A 15,920-nucleotide genomic window follows, 5' to 3' on the forward strand; every position below is an offset into this window, starting at 1 on the left:
GATGAGTGAGAATAAAAGCCGCCGCGAGTTTATCAGCCAGAGCGGCAAAATGGTTACTGCCTGCGCGCTGTTTGGCGCCACGGGTTCCGTCGCGTATGCTGCCGATTCTGTAAAGGCAACCTGCGAGACGGGTAAACCGATGAACATCACCGCAAAACATTACTATCTCGACAACGTGCTGCTGGAAGCCGGGTTTAACTACGACGGCAGCGTGGCGACAAGCACCCGCACCGAGCTGAAAACGCTGGAGATCAAAGACGGGAAAATCGTCGCCCTGCGCGATAACGGCAGCCACGCCGACGCGACCCTGCCGCACTACGACGCGGGTAAAAAGCTGATGCTTCCGGCGATGCGCGACATGCACATTCACCTGGATAAAACCTTCTACGGCGGCCCGTGGCGCTCCCTGAACCGTCCGGCGGGCACCACCATTCAGGACATGATCCGCCTGGAGCAGAAGCTGCTGCCGGAGTTACAGCCCTACACGCAAGAACGCGCCGAAAAGCTGATCGACCTGATCCAGTCCAAAGGGTCCACCATCGCCCGCAGCCACTGCAACATAGAGCCGGTTTCCGGCCTGAAAAACCTGGAAAATTTGCAGGCGGTACTGGCGCGCCGGGGCGCAGGCTTTGACTGCGAAATCGTTGCCTTCCCGCAGCACGGCCTGCTGCTGTCGAATTCTGAAAAGCTGATGCGCGAGGCGATGCAGGCGGGGGCGCATTATGTGGGCGGGCTGGACCCAACCAGCGTCGACGGCGCGATGGAGAAATCGCTAGATACCATGTTCCAGATTGCGCTGGATTACGACAAAGGGGTGGATATTCACCTGCATGAAACCAGCCCGGCGGGCGTGGCGGCGGTGAACTACATGGTAGAAACCGTGGAGAAAACGCCGGCGCTGAAGGGGAAGCTGACCATCAGCCACGCCTTCGCGCTGGCCACGCTTAACGAACAGCAGGTGGATGAGATCGCCACCCGCATGGCGGCACAGCAGGTAACCATCGCCTCGACCGTGCCGATTGGCACCCTGCACATGCCGCTGAAGCAGTTACGTGATAAAGGCGTGTTTGTCATGACCGGTACCGACAGCGTGATCGACCACTGGTCGCCGTACGGTCTGGGGGACATGCTGGAGAAAGCCAACCTCTACGCCCAGCTCTATATTCGCCCGAACGAGCAGACGCTTTCGCGGGCGCTGGGCATCGCCACCGGCGACGTGCTGCCGCTGAACGACAAAGGTGAGCGCGTGTGGCCTAAAGCGCAGGACGACGCCAGCTTTGTGCTGGTTGACGCCTCCTGTTCCGCCGAGGCGGTGGCGCGCATTTCTCCGCGCACCGCGACGTTCCACAAGGGGAATCTGGTCTGGGGCACGGTCGCCTGACGCCACGTTGGGGTATCGCTACAGGTGATACCCCGACAATCGCAACTCACGGTCAATCCACTCGACGAACTGCTGGATCTTCCACGCGCGTTCGTTCATGTGCGGCATCACCAGATGGTGCGCGTTGATGGCGATACCCATTTCATCAGGCAGCACCTGCACCAGCGAGCCATCCTTCAGGTGATCGGTAGCCATCATTTTGCTCTCCAGAATAAACCCAAGCCCCATGCGCGCCGCTTCAAAGCTCATGTAGGAGCGGTCGAAGCTGAGGCTGAAATTAAGCCAGGGCCTGTCGATATTGTGCCAGGCGAACCATTTCTCCCAGTTCACCAGAGTGCTGGTGGACGAGATAAGCGACTGTTGCAGCAGATCGGCGGGCGTGCTGATGGGATGCTCTTCTGCATAGTCCGGCGAGGCCAATACCACCAGCGTGTCGTTTTTAATGGTCATCACCCGGTAGGCGTCCCAGTCCGGAATACCGTGACGGATATCAATGTCGATATTATCTCTGGCGAACTGTAGGTTCTCATAGGAGCAGGTGAGATTGATGGTGATATCAGGATATTCGGCGCGGAATCTGCCCAGACGGCGCAACAGCCAGGACAGCCCGAAGGTGGGGGAAGAGTGCACGCGAAGCACAGCATTGTCTTTTTCTTTCACGATTTGATCGGTGGCGCGCCCGATGGCGCTCATCGCCGCCGAGACCTCCCGCAGATATTTTTCTCCCGTCGGGGTGAGTTGAACCCCTTTGCCGCTGCGGATAAATAATTTCTTGCCCAGCCACGATTCCAGCGACGCGATCTGGTGGCTTACCGCCGAAGGCGTGACGTTGAGCTGTTCCGCCGCCTGATGGATGCTCAGGGCGTTAGCAACGGCGATAAACGCCTGCAAATTTCTGAGCGAGGGCAGCGATAACGTCTGGCGATCCTGCGCGGACATGGCCTACTCCTTACACGATAATTGATAAAAAACATAACATTGAGACTGCGAGCGGGCAATTTTATCCCGATGTTATTTTTTTGAGCTGTATCGCGAATCAAATTTATCTCAGCAATAAATGAGCTTTATTGAATGGCGTTTCATGGGTGAGCCGATATATTGACGTTGAACGCAATAATAAAACGACTCACGGTGTTCGAATAATGAGGTAAGTTATGTCTCGTATAGAACAAGCTGTCCCCTACATAAAGACTAAAAAAACCAATTACCGTTTCGTTGTGCTGGCATTAATTTTTATTGTTTATGCCATTAACTATGCTGACCGAACAAATATTGGTGCAGTACTGCCGTTTATCATTGACGAATTTCATATCAATAATTTCGAAGCCGGTGCCATCGCCAGCATGTTTTTTTTGGGATACGCCCTGAGCCAAATTCCTGCGGGCTTTTTTATTGCCAAAAAGGGAATTCGCGGCATGGTGGCACTGTCGATATTCGGCTTCTCTGCCTTTACCTGGCTGATGGGCACCGCAACCTCGGTTCTGGGCCTGAAGTGTATCCGCCTGGGGCTGGGGTTAACAGAGGGGCCGTGCCCGGTCGGGCTGGCCTCCACCATCAATAACTGGTTTCCGCCAAAGGAGAAGGCCACGGCCACGGGCGTCTACATCGCCGCCACCATGTTCGCGCCCATCCTCGTGCCGCCGCTGGCAGTGTGGATCGCCATGACCTGGGGCTGGCGCTGGGTCTTCTTCTCCTTTGCGATCCCCGGCCTGGTCATTGCCGTCCTGTGGTATCTGCTGGTACGCACCAGGCCGTCCGAGAGCGCATTCGTCTCGAAAGCGGAGCTGGAGACCATTACCGCCGGTCAGGAGACCCCGGACGCCAGACGGGAAAATATCGTGATTTCACCAGGCTTTGCACGCCTCGATCGGCTGATCCGCGTGCGGGAATTAGCCCCGGTAAGCACGGTGAAAGGGCTGTTTACCTCGAAGAATATTCTCGGCGACTGCCTGGCCTATTTTATGATGGTCAGCGTGCTGTACGGACTGTTGACGTGGATCCCGCTCTATCTGGTGAAAGAGAAAGGCTTTACGTTTATGAGCATGGGGCTGGTCGCCAGCATGCCGTGCATCGGTGGATTTATCGGTGCGATTTTTGGCGGCTACGTCTCCGACAAACTGCTCGGCCGCCGACGTAAACCGACCATGATGTTTACCGCCATCAGCACCGTTTTAATGATGGTTATTATGCTGAATATTCCGCAAAGCACCGTCGCGGTTTGCGTCGGGTTATTTTTTGTCGGCCTCTGTCTGAATATCGGCTGGCCCGCTTTTACGGCTTATGGAATGGCTGTTGCGGACAGTAAAACCTATCCGATTGCCGCGTCCATTATCAATAGCGGCGGTAATCTCGGCGGATTTGTTTCCCCGATGCTGGCAGGTTATCTGCTGGATAAAACAGGTAGTTTTAATTCCGTGTTTATTTATTTCGGTATTTGCGCAGCCATTGGCTTAATAATGATTATGCTGCTGGAAGAGCCGAAATAAAACATTAAATCTCTCTTGTCCTAATGGAGTAAATGTATGCTACTGAAAAATAAAGTCGCCGTTATTACCGGCGCGGCTTCCGTACGCGGTTTGGGTTTCGCTACGGCGAAATTATATGCTGAACAGGGTGCGAAAGTGGTGATTATCGATTTAAACGCTGAAGCCAGCCGGGCTGCCGCCGCGAGCCTTGGCGACGAACATCTGGGCCTTGCGGCGAACGTCAGCAATGAATTACAGGTTAATGCCGCCATTGAGCAGGTGCTGGGGAAATACGGGCGCATCGATATTCTGGTGAATAACGCCGGCATAACTCAGCCGATCAAGCTGATGGATATCAAACGCGAAAATTACGATGCGGTGCTTGACGTCAGCCTGCGCGGCACGCTGCTAATGTCCCAGGCGGTTATTCCCACTATGCGCGCGCAAAAGTCGGGCAGCATCGTCTGCATTTCATCGGTATCGGCCCAGCGCGGCGGCGGCATCTTTGGCGGCCCACACTACAGCGCTGCAAAAGCGGGTGTGCTGGGGCTGGCAAAAGCCATGGCGCGTGAGCTGGGGCCCGACAATGTGCGCGTAAACTGCATCACGCCGGGTCTTATCCAGACGGACATTACCGCAGGCAAGCTGAGCGATGAGATGAAAACGTCCATTCTGGCGGGCATTCCGCTTAACCGCCTCGGAGACGCGCAGGATATTGCCCGCGCCGCGCTGTTCCTCGGCAGCGACCTCTCTTCTTACTCCTCCGGTATCACGCTCGACGTGAACGGCGGGATGCTGATCCATTAAGGAGATACGACGATGACGGATACCACAGTTCAACAGGTTGCCGCCGCGGCCTGGCGCATTCGCCGCTACGCGCTGCGCATGGGCGAAGTGCAGGGGCAGGGCTACATCGGGCAGGCGCTGGGCTATGCCGATGTGCTGGCCACCGCGTTTACCCACGGAATGAACCTTAAGCCGGGCGAGCCGGAGTGGGAGGGGCGTGACCGTTTTTTGCTCTCTCACGGCCACTACGCCATTGCCTGTTACGCCGCCCTGATTGAAGCGGGGATCGTTCCTGAAGAGGAGCTGGAGACCTACGGCGCGGACGACAGCCGCCTGCCGATGTCCGGCATGGCAACCTACACGCCGGGCATGGAGATCTCCGGCGGTTCGCTGGGGCAGGGCTTAAGCATTGGCGTTGGCATGGCGCTGGGGCTGAAGCGCAAGCAGAGCGCGGCATGGGTCGTTAACTCCATGTCGGACGGCGAGCTGGACGAAGGGTCAACCTGGGAAGCTGCGATGTCGGCGGCACATCACGGCCTGTCGAACCTGATCGTGCTGGTGGACATTAACCGCCAGCAGGCGGATGGCAACTCGCACGCGATCCTCGGCTTTGAGCCGCTGGAAGATAAATGGACCTCCTTCGGCTGGTACGTGCAGCGCGTCAACGGCAACGATGTCCCTTCACTGGTAACGGCGTTTGATAACGCCAAACGCTACCCGGAAAACCAGCCGCGCGTCATTTTGTGCGACACGCTGATGGGCAAGGGCGTGCCGTTCCTCGAAAAGCGTGACAAGAACCATTTTATTCGCGTGGATGCTGACGAGTGGCAAAAGGCACTCGCTGTGCTGGATGCCAACAAACCTGAAGGAGTGCTGTAATGAGCCAGACCACGGAGAAAAAACCGCGTTTAACCACGTCGGCGATGATTGCCTCTATCGCGGAAGAGGGCCAGGAGACGCGAGCCGCACCGTTCGGCCACGCGCTGGTGAAGCTGGCGGAACAGCGACCGGAGGTCGTCGGCATGACTGCGGATCTGTCGAAGTACACCGATCTGCATATTTTCGCTCAGGCCTACCCGGAACGCTTCTTTCAGATGGGCATGGCCGAGCAGTTGTTAATGGGGGCCGCGGGCGGCATGGCGAAAGAGGGTTTTATTCCTTTCGCCACCACCTATGCCGTCTTCGCCACCCGCCGCGCCTACGATTTTATCCATCAGGTGATTGCTGAAGAGCACCTGAACGTGAAGATCTGCGCGGCGCTGCCGGGGCTAACCACCGGTTACGGGCCGAGCCACCAGGCGACGGAAGATATTGCGATTATGCGCGGTATTCCGGGCATGACGATTATCGATCCCTGTGACGCAATCGACACCGAACAGGCGGTGCCGGCGATGGCAGCGCACGATGGCCCTGTCTATATGCGCCTGCTGCGCGGCAAGGTGCCGGTGGTGCTGGACCAGTACAACTACCAGTTTAAGATTGGCAAAGCTGCGCTGCTGGAAGAGGGGAACGATGTCCTGATCGTCGCCTCAGGCCTGATGACCATGCGTGCGCTGGAGGCGGCGAAGCAGCTGCGTAAGGATAACGTCAGCGTGGCGGTGCTGCACTCGCCCACCATTAAGCCGCTGGACGAAGAGACGATCCTGGCGCAGGCTGCGAAGCCGGGACGGCTGGTCATCGTGGCGGAAAACCACAGCAGCGTAGGCGGGTTGTGCGAAGCCGTCGCGTCGCTGTTGATGCGCAACCGCGTGAACGTGGATTTCGATACCGTCGCGCTGCCGGACGCGTTCCTTGATGCGGGCGCGTTGCCCACCCTCCATGACCGCTACGGGATCTCAACCACAGCCATGGTGGAGAAAATCCGGCGCAGGCTGTGATTTATAAGACGGATACGTTGTCAACGGGCGAGGGGTGCTTTACCCTCGCCACTGTTGCGATAAAGGAGTCCGTTATGGCGCAAAACATCTACGACAACCCGGCATTTTTTGAAGGCTATGCCCAGCTTCCGCGCTCGGTTCAGGGCCTGAACGGCGCGCCGGAGTGGCCCGCGCTCAAGGCAATGCTGCCAGATTTAACCGGTAAAGCGGTTGTCGATCTCGGCTGCGGCTACGGATGGTTCTGTCGCGCAGCGCGCGAGCTGGGCGCGTCTGACGTCACGGGTGTTGATATTTCAGAAAAAATGCTCGCCCGCGCGGCTGAACTGACTGATGACAATCGGATTCACTATCAGCGTAGCGATCTGGAATCTCTGGCGCTGAAAGCGAATAGCCTCGATCTGGTCTACAGCTCGCTGGCGCTACACTACCTGCCGGAGCTGGACACGCTATTCGCCAGGGTGCAGCGCGCGCTAAAACCCGGTGGCAGCCTGGTCTTCTCGATGGAGCACCCGATTTATACCTGCGCCACCCGTCAGGGCTGGCTGACCGACGACAGCGGCGAGCGGTTCTGGGGCGTGAATCATTATCAGGACGAAAGCCAGCGCGTCAGCAACTGGCTGGCGGACGGGGTGATTAAATACCACCGCACGCTGGGCACCACGCTTAACGCACTGATCAAGGCCGGATTGACGATAAGCGAAGTCAATGAGTGGGGACCAACGCAGACGCAGGTTGACGCCTGGCCCGCGCTGGCCGAAGAGGCGGAACGCCCGATGCTGGTGCTGATCGCCGCCCGTAAGGCTTAATAGCCGACTTTATATACCCGCCCGCTCTGTACCCCTTCCACGCTGCGGCGGTAGGCCTGCGCAACGGTCGCAGCGGGAACGCTTTCAAAGCCCGGGAAGAAGCCATCATATGCTTCGACGGATTCCGTCAGCACCGTCGGGCTGATCAGGTTAATGCGGATCCCGCGCGGCAGTTCACAGGCCGCGGCGCGCACAAACCCTTCCAGCGCCGCATTCACCGTGGTGGCATTGACGCCCTGAGCAATTGGCTCGTGAGCCACAATGCCGCTTATCAGCGTAATCGAGCCGCCTTCGTTCAGGTAGTGCTGGCCGGTCAGCGCCAGACGAATCTGCCCCAGCAGCTTATCCTGCAAACCCCGGTTGAACTCGCCGTCGGTCATGGTTGCGAGCGGGCCGAAGTGTACCCCACCGCTGGCGGAGACAATCGCATCCACCGGGCCGATCTTTTCGAACAGCGCCTGTACGCTCGCCTGCGAGGTGATATCCACCTGATGGTCGCCCTGCGTGCGACCCACGCTGATCACCTCGTGACGACGGCTTAGCTCTTCTGTCACAGCACGACCGACCGTACCGCTGGCACCAATAATGACGATTTTCATAGCAGACTCCTTATGTTGTGAGCCTTCATTCTTTAATAAATAAAAATTCAGATAAACTGGGTTGATGTTAGAAGATTGCTAACCAGAGGTTCGGAATATGGATAAGCTTCGCGGCATGGAGACGTTCATCGCGGTGGTGGAAAGCGGCAGCTTTACCGGCGCGGCGGCCCGGCTGGAGATGTCGGCGGTGATGGTCGGGAAGTATATTACGCAGCTGGAAACGCAGCTCGGCACGCGGCTGCTGGAGCGCAACACCCGTCGCCAGAGCCTGACCGACGCCGGACGCGTTTATTTCGAAGAGGCCAGGCGCGTGCTGGAGCAGGTCTCGATTGCTGAAAACGCGGTTGAGCGCCTGCGAGCCACACCCGCCGGCACCCTGCGCGTGACAGCGCCCACCTCGTTTGGCGGCTGCGTTATCGCGCCTCTGACGGCCACGTTTTTGCAGCGTTACCCGGAAGTGCGCATCGAACTGGATCTCACCAACCGAATGGTTGATCTGGTCGAGGAAGGGGTCGATCTGGCCATTCGTATCGGTGAGATCCGTAATGAGGACCTGGTGGCGAAATATCTGTGTCCCTACAACATGGTGATCTGCGCCGCGCCGGATTATCTGGCGCGTCACGGTACGCCGCAAACGCCAGCCGATCTGGTGGATCACCTGTGCCTGTCGCACACGGTATGGACGGCGCGTAACGAGTGGCGGCTGCCGGGTGTGGAAGGCGAAGTGCGCTGGAAGCGTGATGCCGTCTTACGATGCAATGACGGCTACGGCTTACGCATGGCGGCGCGAGCCGGGGCGGGACTCCTGCTGCAACCGGAAGTGCTGGTGGCGGAAGAGCTGGCGAGCGGCAGGCTGGTTCGGGTTCTGGAAGCGTTTACGCCCGCGCCGAGGCCGGTGCATTTACTGTGGCGCCAGGATTTGCGGCCGCTGCCTAAGCTAACGGAATTTATTGCCCATATTCTGCTAAGATTGGGCACAATATAAAAAAAGAAGGTAAGTAAAGAATGTCTGCAAACAAACTCGCCAGCAGCGCGCAGGGCCTGCAATCCTCTGCCATCCGTGAATTATTAAAACATAGCAAAATGGCAGGCGTGATTTCGCTGGGTGGCGGTATTCCAAATCCGGACCTGTTCGATCATGAAGGTTTAAAAATCGCCGCTGATGCCGTGCTGTCTCAGCATTTTGGCGAAGCATTCCAGTACGGTCTGACGGAAGGCGTCCCGGGGCTGCGCGAAGAGATCCAACGCATCTCTGAAGGTCGCGGCATCGCCTGTAAAGCCGATGACGTGGTCATTACTTCCGGCTCGCAACAGTCGCTTGACGTGCTGGCGCGGGCGTTAATCAACCCGGGCGATACGGTCGTCGTGGAGCGGCCTACCTACCTCGCCGCGTTGCAGGTCTTTGGCCTGGCGCAGGCGAAATTTGAATCCGTCGGTACCGACGGCGACGGCATGAAAGTGGATGAACTTGAAGCGCTGGTGGCAACTAAAACCATCAAAGCGGTTTATATCGTGCCAACCTTTGGTAACCCGGGCGGCGTGACGCTCTCCGAAGCGCGTCGTAAACAGCTGGTGGAATTATCGAAGCGCTATGACTTCGTGATTATCGAAGACGACCCGTACAGCGAGATCAACTACACCGACGAAGCGTTCCGCCCGCTGATTGCTCATGCCAAAGATATCGGCAATGAGGATAACGTGGTGTACACCTCCACCTTCTCTAAAATCCTCGCGCCGGGCACCCGCGTGGGCTGGGTGCTGGTGCCGGAGTGGCTAAAGCGCGCGGTAGTGAACCTCAAGCAAACCACCGATCTGCACACCAGCACGCTGTCGCAGCTGATGACGTACGAATATCTGAAAACCGGTCGTCTGGCGAATCAGATTAAAATGATCCGCGAAGCCTATCGCCAGAAATACCAGACCTTTGCCAGTGAACTGGAAGCGGAGCTGGGCGATGTGATGTCGTTCCACAAGCCAAAGGGCGGCATGTTCCTGTGGGCGAAAATGAATAACGGCATCAATACGACGAAATGGCTGGAAAAAACGTTGAGCAACGGCGTCGTGTTTGTGCCGGGTGAGTTCTTCTACTGCAACGAGCCGGACCATACCACGCTGCGCATGTCTTTCGTTACCCCAACGGATGAGCAGCTTAAAGAAGCGGTTCGACGCCTGAGAATTTCCCTGTAACCGGATGCGCATAATGGCAGATGCCGTTATGCGCCGTTCCCGTGTCGGGTAAGCGTATTGCGTGGCGCGAGCGGATCAGGCAACGTCCGGCTTGCCGGATTTTCGCTTCGCCATGACTTCCGCAACGGTTTTTATCCGGCTTAACTCCTCCTGCGTGCGGGAGTTAGATTGCGTTTCCCAGATATCAACGTTTAGCTGTAAGTTCAGCCAAAATTCAATAGTGGTATTAAAGGCTTTTGCCAGTTTGATCGCCATATCGGCAGTAAGTTTGCGATTGTTATTGACCAACGCGCTTACGGTATTGCGGTGTACATTTAGCACCTCTGCCAGATCGTTGATTTTCAGATTGAGCGGTTCAAGATACTCATACTGCAACACCTCGCCCGGCGTGGTGGGTTTGCGGAGTGCCTGTTGAAGTGTCATAGATGATGCCTCACTTGTGTTGCGTGTACTTGTGTGGAGAGAGATAGAGATCGTCTGCTTTTCCCTCTGACCAGCGAAATACAAGCCTGTATTGTCTGTTTACCCGGATAGAGGAGTATCCCTTCAACGTAGGACTCAATGCTTCATATATATTGCCCGGTGGCGATCGTAAATCCAGGTGCGACATGGCCGCATTGATGATGTCGAGCTTTCTTGCAAGCGCTGTTTCCAGATTCAAAGGAATAACATTGCTCGATCTCCCGTAGAGAAAAAAATCCTCAAGCCATTGATCCCGAAAATGATTAATCATAATGCTGGTAAGCTCCAGTCCTTGAAGCTGAGTGGATAGTAATGCACTCCCGCACTGTGCGCAAGTGCGTTTTGTCTGCGAGTAATATTACCCTGGTCATGGCTGAAGGGAAGTGTGATGCATGACTAAAGGTTAATTCTTCGAGGCGGATTCCACGTCTTGCGTGCGGATTAATGCCCGGCGGCGCTGCGCTTGCGCGGGCCTGCGAGAATGTAGGCCGGGTAAGGCGCAGCCGCCACCCGGCGTTTGACTAACGCTCCCTCAGCGCCTCCTTCGCCCGGTTAAACGGTTTGATCATATAATCCAGCACCGTTTTCTCTCCGGTCTTAATATCCACCGTCGCTATCATCCCCGGCACGATCGAGAAGTGCCTGCCCGCCTTATTCACCAGATAATCCTGGCTGGTACGGATAAATACCCGGTAATAGAACACCTCCGGCTTCGCTTCGTCCTGAATGGTGTCCGGCGAAATGGTCTCCACCACCCCGTGCAGCCCACCGTAAATCGCGTAATCGTAGGCAGTGATTTTCACCAGCGCCTCCTGATTAGGGTGGATAAAGGCGATATCCCGCGGCGAGAGGCGGGTTTCAATCAGCAGGTGATCGTCCACCGGCACAATTTCCATTAACTCGCCGTTGGGCGGTATGACGCCGCCGATGGTGGTCACCTTGATGTTTTTCACGATCCCGCGCACCGGAGACTTCACCGTCAGGCGGGTAACGGAATCCTCGCGGCCTTTCAGGATCGCTGACACCATATCCACCTCGGCGTTGGCCTTCGACAGCGCTTCACGGGCCTGCACGTAATACTGGGAACGGACGTCGGTGAGCTTCAGCTCCAGGTCGCTTTTCTGCCGTTGCAGGCGCAGCACTTCCACGTGGCTGGCGGCCCCGGTTTTCACCAGCCGCTGGGTGATCGCCAGCTCTTTATTGGCGAGCGCCAGGGCGGAGCGCAGCTCACGCTGCGTGTCCTCCAGCTGGGCGCGGCGCGAGTTGTAGAGCCGCGTTTCAGCGGCGGTCAGGTCGGTCCATTTCGCCAGGGACGGCGGGAATTTGAGCGGCAGATCGTTCACCTCGGCATACAGACGCGCGCTGGAGGCCAGCGACGCGCGGTAACGCGCCGCGCTTTCGCCGACGTTAGATTCCGAGCGGGTAGGATCCAGCCGCGCCAGCACCTGTCCGGCCTGCACCTGATCCCCTTCGTGCACGTTCAGCTCGGTGAGGATCCCCCCATCCAGCGACTGCAACACCTGCTCGCGTGAGCTGGGGATCACTTTACCGGTCCCGGTTGAGACTTCGTCCAGCACGCCGAACCACGCCCAGACGCCGAGCACCACAAACATCACCAGGGAGAAGAAAACAATGCGCCGGGCGCCGGTATAACCGCTTTCGGAGTCGAGCGCGTTATCCAGATCTTCTACTGCGGCAACGTCACGCTGACTGATTTTCATTTTTCCACTCCCGTCCGGTTGCCTGCTGCTGTTGCTGCATACGGCTGTTGTTCAGCGCCTGGGCTTTTGGCGCGTCCATCACCAGCATGCCATCTTTGAGTACCACCACGCGCTCCACCAGCTCCAGCACCGGCACGCGGTGGGTCGCGACAACCAGCGTGCGGTTGCCGAGCCACGCCCCGAGACGTTGAATAAATTCCCGCTCGGTATGTTCATCAAGGGAGGCGGTCGGTTCATCCATCAGCACGATATTCGGGTCGCGCAGCAGCATCCGCGCCAGCAGAATAGACTGCCGCTGCCCGCCGGACAGCCCGACGCCGTTCTCCATAATCGGGTAATCCAGCCCCTTTGGCAGCTTCTGCACAAAGCTGGCCGCGCCGCACATCTCCAGCACCTCGAAGATCTCTTTATCGGTGGCGCGCGGCATGCCGAGCGTAATGTTCTCGCGCAGGGTGCCATAAAACAGCCGGGCGTTTTGGGTCATAAAGCCGACGTTTCTCCGCACGTCAGCCACGTCCAGATGCGGCAGGCTGAGGTTGTCGAGCCGCAGTTCACCGCCCGCCAGATCCATCCCGCCCGCCATCGCCTGCAACAGGGTTGATTTGCCCGCGCCGTTGCGCCCGAGGATCGCCACTTTTTCGCCCGCTTTGATCTCCAGGCGGTTAATGCGTAGCGCCATGCGGGGATCTTCCGGGTGATAGCGGAACTGCGCCTGCTCGAAAAGATAGTGGCCGCGCAGCACGTCCTGGCGGATCGGTGTCTCTTCGCGCTGGTTCTCGGTCGGCAGCTGCATAATGCTGTCCAGCCCCTCTTTGGCCGCCTTCACCTGCTGCCAGCGGGCCAGCACGCCGCATAGCGTCGCCATCGGGGCGATCATCCGTGAGGCGAGCATCGAGGCGGCCACCACCGAACCGGTGGTTAAGGTGCCGTCGATCACCATCGGCGCGCCCACCACGATCACCCCGGCATAGACCAGGCTCTGAATGGTCATCCCCCAGCTGATCAGGTTCTGCGTCAGTTCGCGGGTGCGCAGGCCGGATTCGGCGGTGATCTGGATATAGCTGTTCCACTGCTGCAAAAAGCGGTTCTCTGCCTGCATCAGCTTGATGTCCTCCAGCCCCTGCACGCTTTCCACCAGCACCGCGTTGCGCAGGGTTGATTCATGCGCCGACTGCTTCGCCAGCTCCGCCAGCTTCTTTTGCAGCAGCAGGCCAGGCAGGACCATGATCACCGCCGCCACCGGAGCGATCCACGCCAGCTGCGGGGCGATGATCGCCAGCACAATCACAAACAGGATAAAAAACGGCAGATCGACGATGGTGGAGATGGTGGAGGAGGTGACCATCTCGCGGATCTGCTCCAGCTCGCGCAGCTGGGAGATAAAGCTTCCGGTGGATCGCGGAATGGCGCTGTGGCGCAGCCGCAGCGCGTGGCCGAACACCCGATCCGAGACGCGCAGATCCGAGCGTTTGCCCAGCAGATCCATAATGTGTCCGCGCGCCACGCGCAGCACAAAGCCAAACAGCGTGGCGATCAGCACCCCGATAGTCAGCACATAGAGCGTCGGATAGGACTGGGCGGGGATCACCCGGTCATACACCTGCATGGAAAAGACGATGCCCGAGAGTGAGAGCACGTTAATGAACAGTGCAGCCAGCATCACCCAGCTGTAAGGGCGAAGGTCGCGCATCACCAGCCGGTAGAGCCAGTCCGGGCGGTATTTTGATATATAGGCATCCACGCGGCTGTCCTTCAGCGCCGCCTGCGGACGCAGGGCGATGACGTGGCGGATGGCAGGCAGCATCGCGCTCATCGACAGGCGGTTGGTGTGCGTGCTGTCGTCGAAAAAGCTGACTTCAAGCGTATCCTCGCCGTCGAAATTGTCGATGACGCCGATTTTACCGTCGTTCAGCTCCACCACCACCGGCAGACGCCAGCTGTTGATAGCGTGCTGATCGGCCGTCAGCAACTGGAATGTCAGCCCGGCTTCACGGGCGAGCTGCGTCAGCGCGGGCACCATCGGTTTGCCTTTCAGCCACGGCGCGCCTGCGACGAGCGAGCCTGGCGAGCAGGCAACGCGATAGCGCGTCGCCACGTAGCCAAACGCCTGCGCCCACTGCTCCAGCGCCTGATCCGTCATGTTTTCACCCTGCGGGATATCGCGTTGCTTCATGGCTGGATCTCCACGGTCTGGATGGTGCGGTTTTCAAGATCGAACGCGTGACGCAGGCGCCCGGTGTTGTACAGACAGTTCAGCTGAAGCTGATGCAGCTGTCCGGCGGTTTGCTGTTGGGTAAAGCGCGCCTGATACACCTCCTGCTCGGCGTTGAGCACGTCGAGCAGCGGGCGGGATCCAAGATCGAGATACTGCTGCTGATACAGCTCGCGGGTGCGGGCGCTGAGCGCTTCCTGACGGCCCTGGATCTGAAGCGTGCTCATCAGGCTCATCACCTGGCTGCGCGCTTCCAGCAGTTTTTGCCGCACCTCAAGACGGGTGCGCTGGATGGTGGACTGGGCGGATTCCACCGCGTGTCCGGCGGCGTTACGCCGGGCGGTGAGGCCGCCACCCTGATAGAGCGGCATTTGCACTTTAACCCACGCGGAGTACTGGGTGCGGTCCCGCGTTTCGTTGCCCGCGTAGCGGTCGTTCAGGTAGTGACGAACTTCCGGCTCCAGAGAAACGGTAGGGGTCATTTGCGCGTTGGCATAATCGAGATTTGCCTGCGCGACGTTGGCCTGCGCCCAGGCCGCTAATACCGAGGGCACCAGACGATCGTCCGGCTCGGTGATGTCGCAGCTGCGGGCCAGGCTTTGCGGAAAGTCATTGCTGACCGCGTTCAGGCTGTCCCAGCCCAGCAAGCTCATCAGCGTGGCGCGCGAGCTGTCGAGGCTCGCCTGATACTGCATCAGCTGCGCACGCGCCCCTTCGATACGGGCATCGGTCTGCACCACGTCAGAGAGTGACGTTGCGCCTTCATCATTACGTTGTTTCGTCAGGGTGCCGATGGAGGACAGGGCATCCAGCTGTTCTTTGGCGGTCTCGACCATCTGCTGCCAGGTCTGCACCTGCACCATGGCGATGGCGGTATCGTGGGCGATGGTGTCGATGCTCACCAGCACGTTGGCCTGCTGCTGGGCGACGCCCGCGTTTTCCGCGCGCACCTGGCTTGCGACTTTGCCGAAGTCGTACAGCATTTGCGAAAGAGAAAGCACCAGCGAGGGGGTAAAGCCATTATCGTCACCGTCGTGGCTATAGCCGTTATCCATGCCAGCGTTAATTTGCGGATAATATTTCGATTTAGCGACGTCCACATTTTCGCTCTGCTGATAAAGTTTGCCGACGGCTTCACTGATGGCCGGATGCCAGGTCACGGCGCGGTTAACCGCTTCATTCAGCTGTAGCGTGCCGGGGGCGGCTTTGCTGGCTACGGGCGCCACGCGGCCATTTAAAGAGGGGAGTTCCTGCGTTTCGCTTAATTGTCCGGTATTAATCATCGCCGCAGGGTTTGCCGCGATAGCGGGCACAGATATCAGGCAGCACGAGAGCCACCAGTAAGGCATCTTCTTTCCCATGTCTTGTCCCTAATAAAAAAGTACTGCTTTTTTGTTTATGCCCGGGCGCTGCGCGCGGCCGGG

The 15,920-nt window shown here is 58.2% G+C and carries 15 protein-coding genes; 8 read left to right on the forward strand and 7 right to left on the reverse strand.

Going from position 1 to position 15,920, the window contains the following annotated elements; translation table 11 throughout:
- Position 1 precedes the first annotated feature (1 nt).
- On the forward strand, positions 2 to 1,381 hold the full coding sequence (locus tag AM329_RS24060; protein WP_023314699.1) for an amidohydrolase family protein: 1,380 nt from the start codon (positions 2 to 4) through the stop codon (positions 1,379 to 1,381).
- A gap of 18 nt (positions 1,382 to 1,399) precedes the next feature.
- Here the strand turns inward: AM329_RS24060 and AM329_RS24065 are convergent, their stop codons facing one another.
- Positions 1,400 to 2,320 carry a LysR substrate-binding domain-containing protein gene (locus tag AM329_RS24065; protein WP_023323646.1) on the reverse strand — a complete coding sequence of 307 codons (921 nt, stop codon included), beginning with the start codon at positions 2,318 to 2,320 and terminating at the stop codon, positions 1,400 to 1,402.
- Between the two features lie 215 nt (positions 2,321 to 2,535).
- On the opposite strand from AM329_RS24065, the gene AM329_RS24070 reads away from it, so the two are divergent.
- From AM329_RS24070 to AM329_RS24090, 5 genes are all read left to right on the forward strand, one after another.
- The gene (locus tag AM329_RS24070) at positions 2,536 to 3,867 is read left to right on the forward strand and encodes an MFS transporter (RefSeq protein WP_023323645.1); all 1,332 of its coding nucleotides are present in this window, start codon (positions 2,536 to 2,538) and stop codon (positions 3,865 to 3,867) included.
- A gap of 36 nt (positions 3,868 to 3,903) precedes the next feature.
- A complete protein-coding gene (locus AM329_RS24075; RefSeq protein ID WP_032609987.1) occupies positions 3,904 to 4,653 on the forward strand; it encodes an SDR family NAD(P)-dependent oxidoreductase in 750 nt (249 codons plus the stop codon).
- A 12-nt stretch (positions 4,654 to 4,665) separates the two neighbouring features.
- The gene (locus AM329_RS24080; RefSeq protein WP_032609986.1) at positions 4,666 to 5,511 is read left to right on the forward strand and encodes a transketolase; all 846 of its coding nucleotides are present in this window, start codon (positions 4,666 to 4,668) and stop codon (positions 5,509 to 5,511) included.
- Entirely contained in the window at positions 5,511 to 6,509 is a 999-nt protein-coding gene (locus AM329_RS24085; protein ID WP_022651706.1) for a transketolase family protein, read from the forward strand. The genes AM329_RS24080 and AM329_RS24085 overlap by 1 nt, the downstream gene beginning before the upstream one ends.
- A 74-nt stretch (positions 6,510 to 6,583) precedes the next feature.
- The gene (locus AM329_RS24090; RefSeq protein ID WP_022651705.1) at positions 6,584 to 7,315 is read left to right on the forward strand and encodes a bifunctional 2-polyprenyl-6-hydroxyphenol methylase/3-demethylubiquinol 3-O-methyltransferase UbiG; all 732 of its coding nucleotides are present in this window, start codon (positions 6,584 to 6,586) and stop codon (positions 7,313 to 7,315) included.
- On the opposite strand, the gene AM329_RS24095 is transcribed toward AM329_RS24090, so the two are convergent.
- Positions 7,312 to 7,914: a short chain dehydrogenase gene (locus tag AM329_RS24095; protein WP_022651704.1), complete on the reverse strand. Its 603-nt coding sequence runs from the start codon at positions 7,912 to 7,914 to the stop codon at positions 7,312 to 7,314. The genes AM329_RS24090 and AM329_RS24095 overlap by 4 nt on opposite strands.
- A gap of 97 nt (positions 7,915 to 8,011) precedes the next feature.
- On the opposite strand from AM329_RS24095, the gene AM329_RS24100 reads away from it, so the two are divergent.
- Positions 8,012 to 8,899 carry a LysR family transcriptional regulator gene (locus tag AM329_RS24100; RefSeq protein ID WP_022651703.1) on the forward strand — a complete coding sequence of 296 codons (888 nt, stop codon included), beginning with the start codon at positions 8,012 to 8,014 and terminating at the stop codon, positions 8,897 to 8,899.
- Between the two features lie 20 nt (positions 8,900 to 8,919).
- Entirely contained in the window at positions 8,920 to 10,101 is a 1,182-nt protein-coding gene (locus AM329_RS24105; protein ID WP_023314694.1) for a PLP-dependent aminotransferase family protein, read from the forward strand.
- Between the two features lie 75 nt (positions 10,102 to 10,176).
- On the opposite strand, the gene AM329_RS24110 is transcribed toward AM329_RS24105, so the two are convergent.
- From AM329_RS24110 to AM329_RS24130, 5 genes are all read right to left on the reverse strand, one after another.
- On the reverse strand, positions 10,177 to 10,524 hold the full coding sequence (locus AM329_RS24110; protein WP_032609984.1) for a HigA family addiction module antitoxin: 348 nt from the start codon (positions 10,522 to 10,524) through the stop codon (positions 10,177 to 10,179).
- Positions 10,525 to 10,534: 10 nt separating this feature from the next.
- Positions 10,535 to 10,834 carry a type II toxin-antitoxin system RelE/ParE family toxin gene (locus tag AM329_RS24115; RefSeq protein ID WP_032609983.1) on the reverse strand — a complete coding sequence of 100 codons (300 nt, stop codon included), beginning with the start codon at positions 10,832 to 10,834 and terminating at the stop codon, positions 10,535 to 10,537.
- A gap of 250 nt (positions 10,835 to 11,084) precedes the next feature.
- Entirely contained in the window at positions 11,085 to 12,284 is a 1,200-nt protein-coding gene (locus AM329_RS24120; RefSeq protein WP_032609982.1) for an HlyD family efflux transporter periplasmic adaptor subunit, read from the reverse strand.
- Entirely contained in the window at positions 12,265 to 14,457 is a 2,193-nt protein-coding gene (locus tag AM329_RS24125) for a type I secretion system permease/ATPase (protein WP_032609980.1), read from the reverse strand. The genes AM329_RS24120 and AM329_RS24125 overlap by 20 nt, the downstream gene beginning before the upstream one ends.
- Positions 14,454 to 15,857 (reverse strand): TolC family outer membrane protein, encoded by a 1,404-nt coding sequence (locus AM329_RS24130; protein ID WP_022651698.1) that lies wholly within the window; start codon positions 15,855 to 15,857, stop codon positions 14,454 to 14,456. The genes AM329_RS24125 and AM329_RS24130 overlap by 4 nt, the downstream gene beginning before the upstream one ends.
- Between the last annotated feature and the right edge of the window lie 63 nt (positions 15,858 to 15,920).

Source organism: Enterobacter cloacae complex sp. AR_0002 (assembly GCF_001922365.1).
Taxonomy (GTDB): Bacteria; Pseudomonadota; Gammaproteobacteria; order Enterobacterales; family Enterobacteriaceae; genus Enterobacter; species Enterobacter hormaechei_C.

Excerpts from the sequence above, each read along its gene's own strand:
- AM329_RS24060 (WP_023314699.1), top strand. The coding sequence starts at position 2 with ATGAGTGAGAATAAAAGCCGCCGCGAGTTTATCAGCCAGAGCGGCAAA.
- AM329_RS24065 (WP_023323646.1), bottom strand. The coding sequence starts at position 2,320 with ATGTCCGCGCAGGATCGCCAGACGTTATCGCTGCCCTCGCTCAGAAAT.
- AM329_RS24070 (WP_023323645.1), top strand. The coding sequence starts at position 2,536 with ATGTCTCGTATAGAACAAGCTGTCCCCTACATAAAGACTAAAAAAACC.
- AM329_RS24075 (WP_032609987.1), top strand. The coding sequence starts at position 3,904 with ATGCTACTGAAAAATAAAGTCGCCGTTATTACCGGCGCGGCTTCCGTA.
- AM329_RS24080 (WP_032609986.1), top strand. The coding sequence starts at position 4,666 with ATGACGGATACCACAGTTCAACAGGTTGCCGCCGCGGCCTGGCGCATT.
- AM329_RS24085 (WP_022651706.1), top strand. The coding sequence starts at position 5,511 with ATGAGCCAGACCACGGAGAAAAAACCGCGTTTAACCACGTCGGCGATG.
- AM329_RS24090 (WP_022651705.1), top strand. The coding sequence starts at position 6,584 with ATGGCGCAAAACATCTACGACAACCCGGCATTTTTTGAAGGCTATGCC.
- AM329_RS24095 (WP_022651704.1), bottom strand. The coding sequence starts at position 7,914 with ATGAAAATCGTCATTATTGGTGCCAGCGGTACGGTCGGTCGTGCTGTG.
- AM329_RS24100 (WP_022651703.1), top strand. The coding sequence starts at position 8,012 with ATGGATAAGCTTCGCGGCATGGAGACGTTCATCGCGGTGGTGGAAAGC.
- AM329_RS24105 (WP_023314694.1), top strand. The coding sequence starts at position 8,920 with ATGTCTGCAAACAAACTCGCCAGCAGCGCGCAGGGCCTGCAATCCTCT.
- AM329_RS24110 (WP_032609984.1), bottom strand. The coding sequence starts at position 10,524 with ATGACACTTCAACAGGCACTCCGCAAACCCACCACGCCGGGCGAGGTG.
- AM329_RS24115 (WP_032609983.1), bottom strand. The coding sequence starts at position 10,834 with ATGATTAATCATTTTCGGGATCAATGGCTTGAGGATTTTTTTCTCTAC.
- AM329_RS24120 (WP_032609982.1), bottom strand. The coding sequence starts at position 12,284 with ATGAAAATCAGTCAGCGTGACGTTGCCGCAGTAGAAGATCTGGATAAC.
- AM329_RS24125 (WP_032609980.1), bottom strand. The coding sequence starts at position 14,457 with ATGAAGCAACGCGATATCCCGCAGGGTGAAAACATGACGGATCAGGCG.
- AM329_RS24130 (WP_022651698.1), bottom strand. The coding sequence starts at position 15,857 with ATGGGAAAGAAGATGCCTTACTGGTGGCTCTCGTGCTGCCTGATATCT.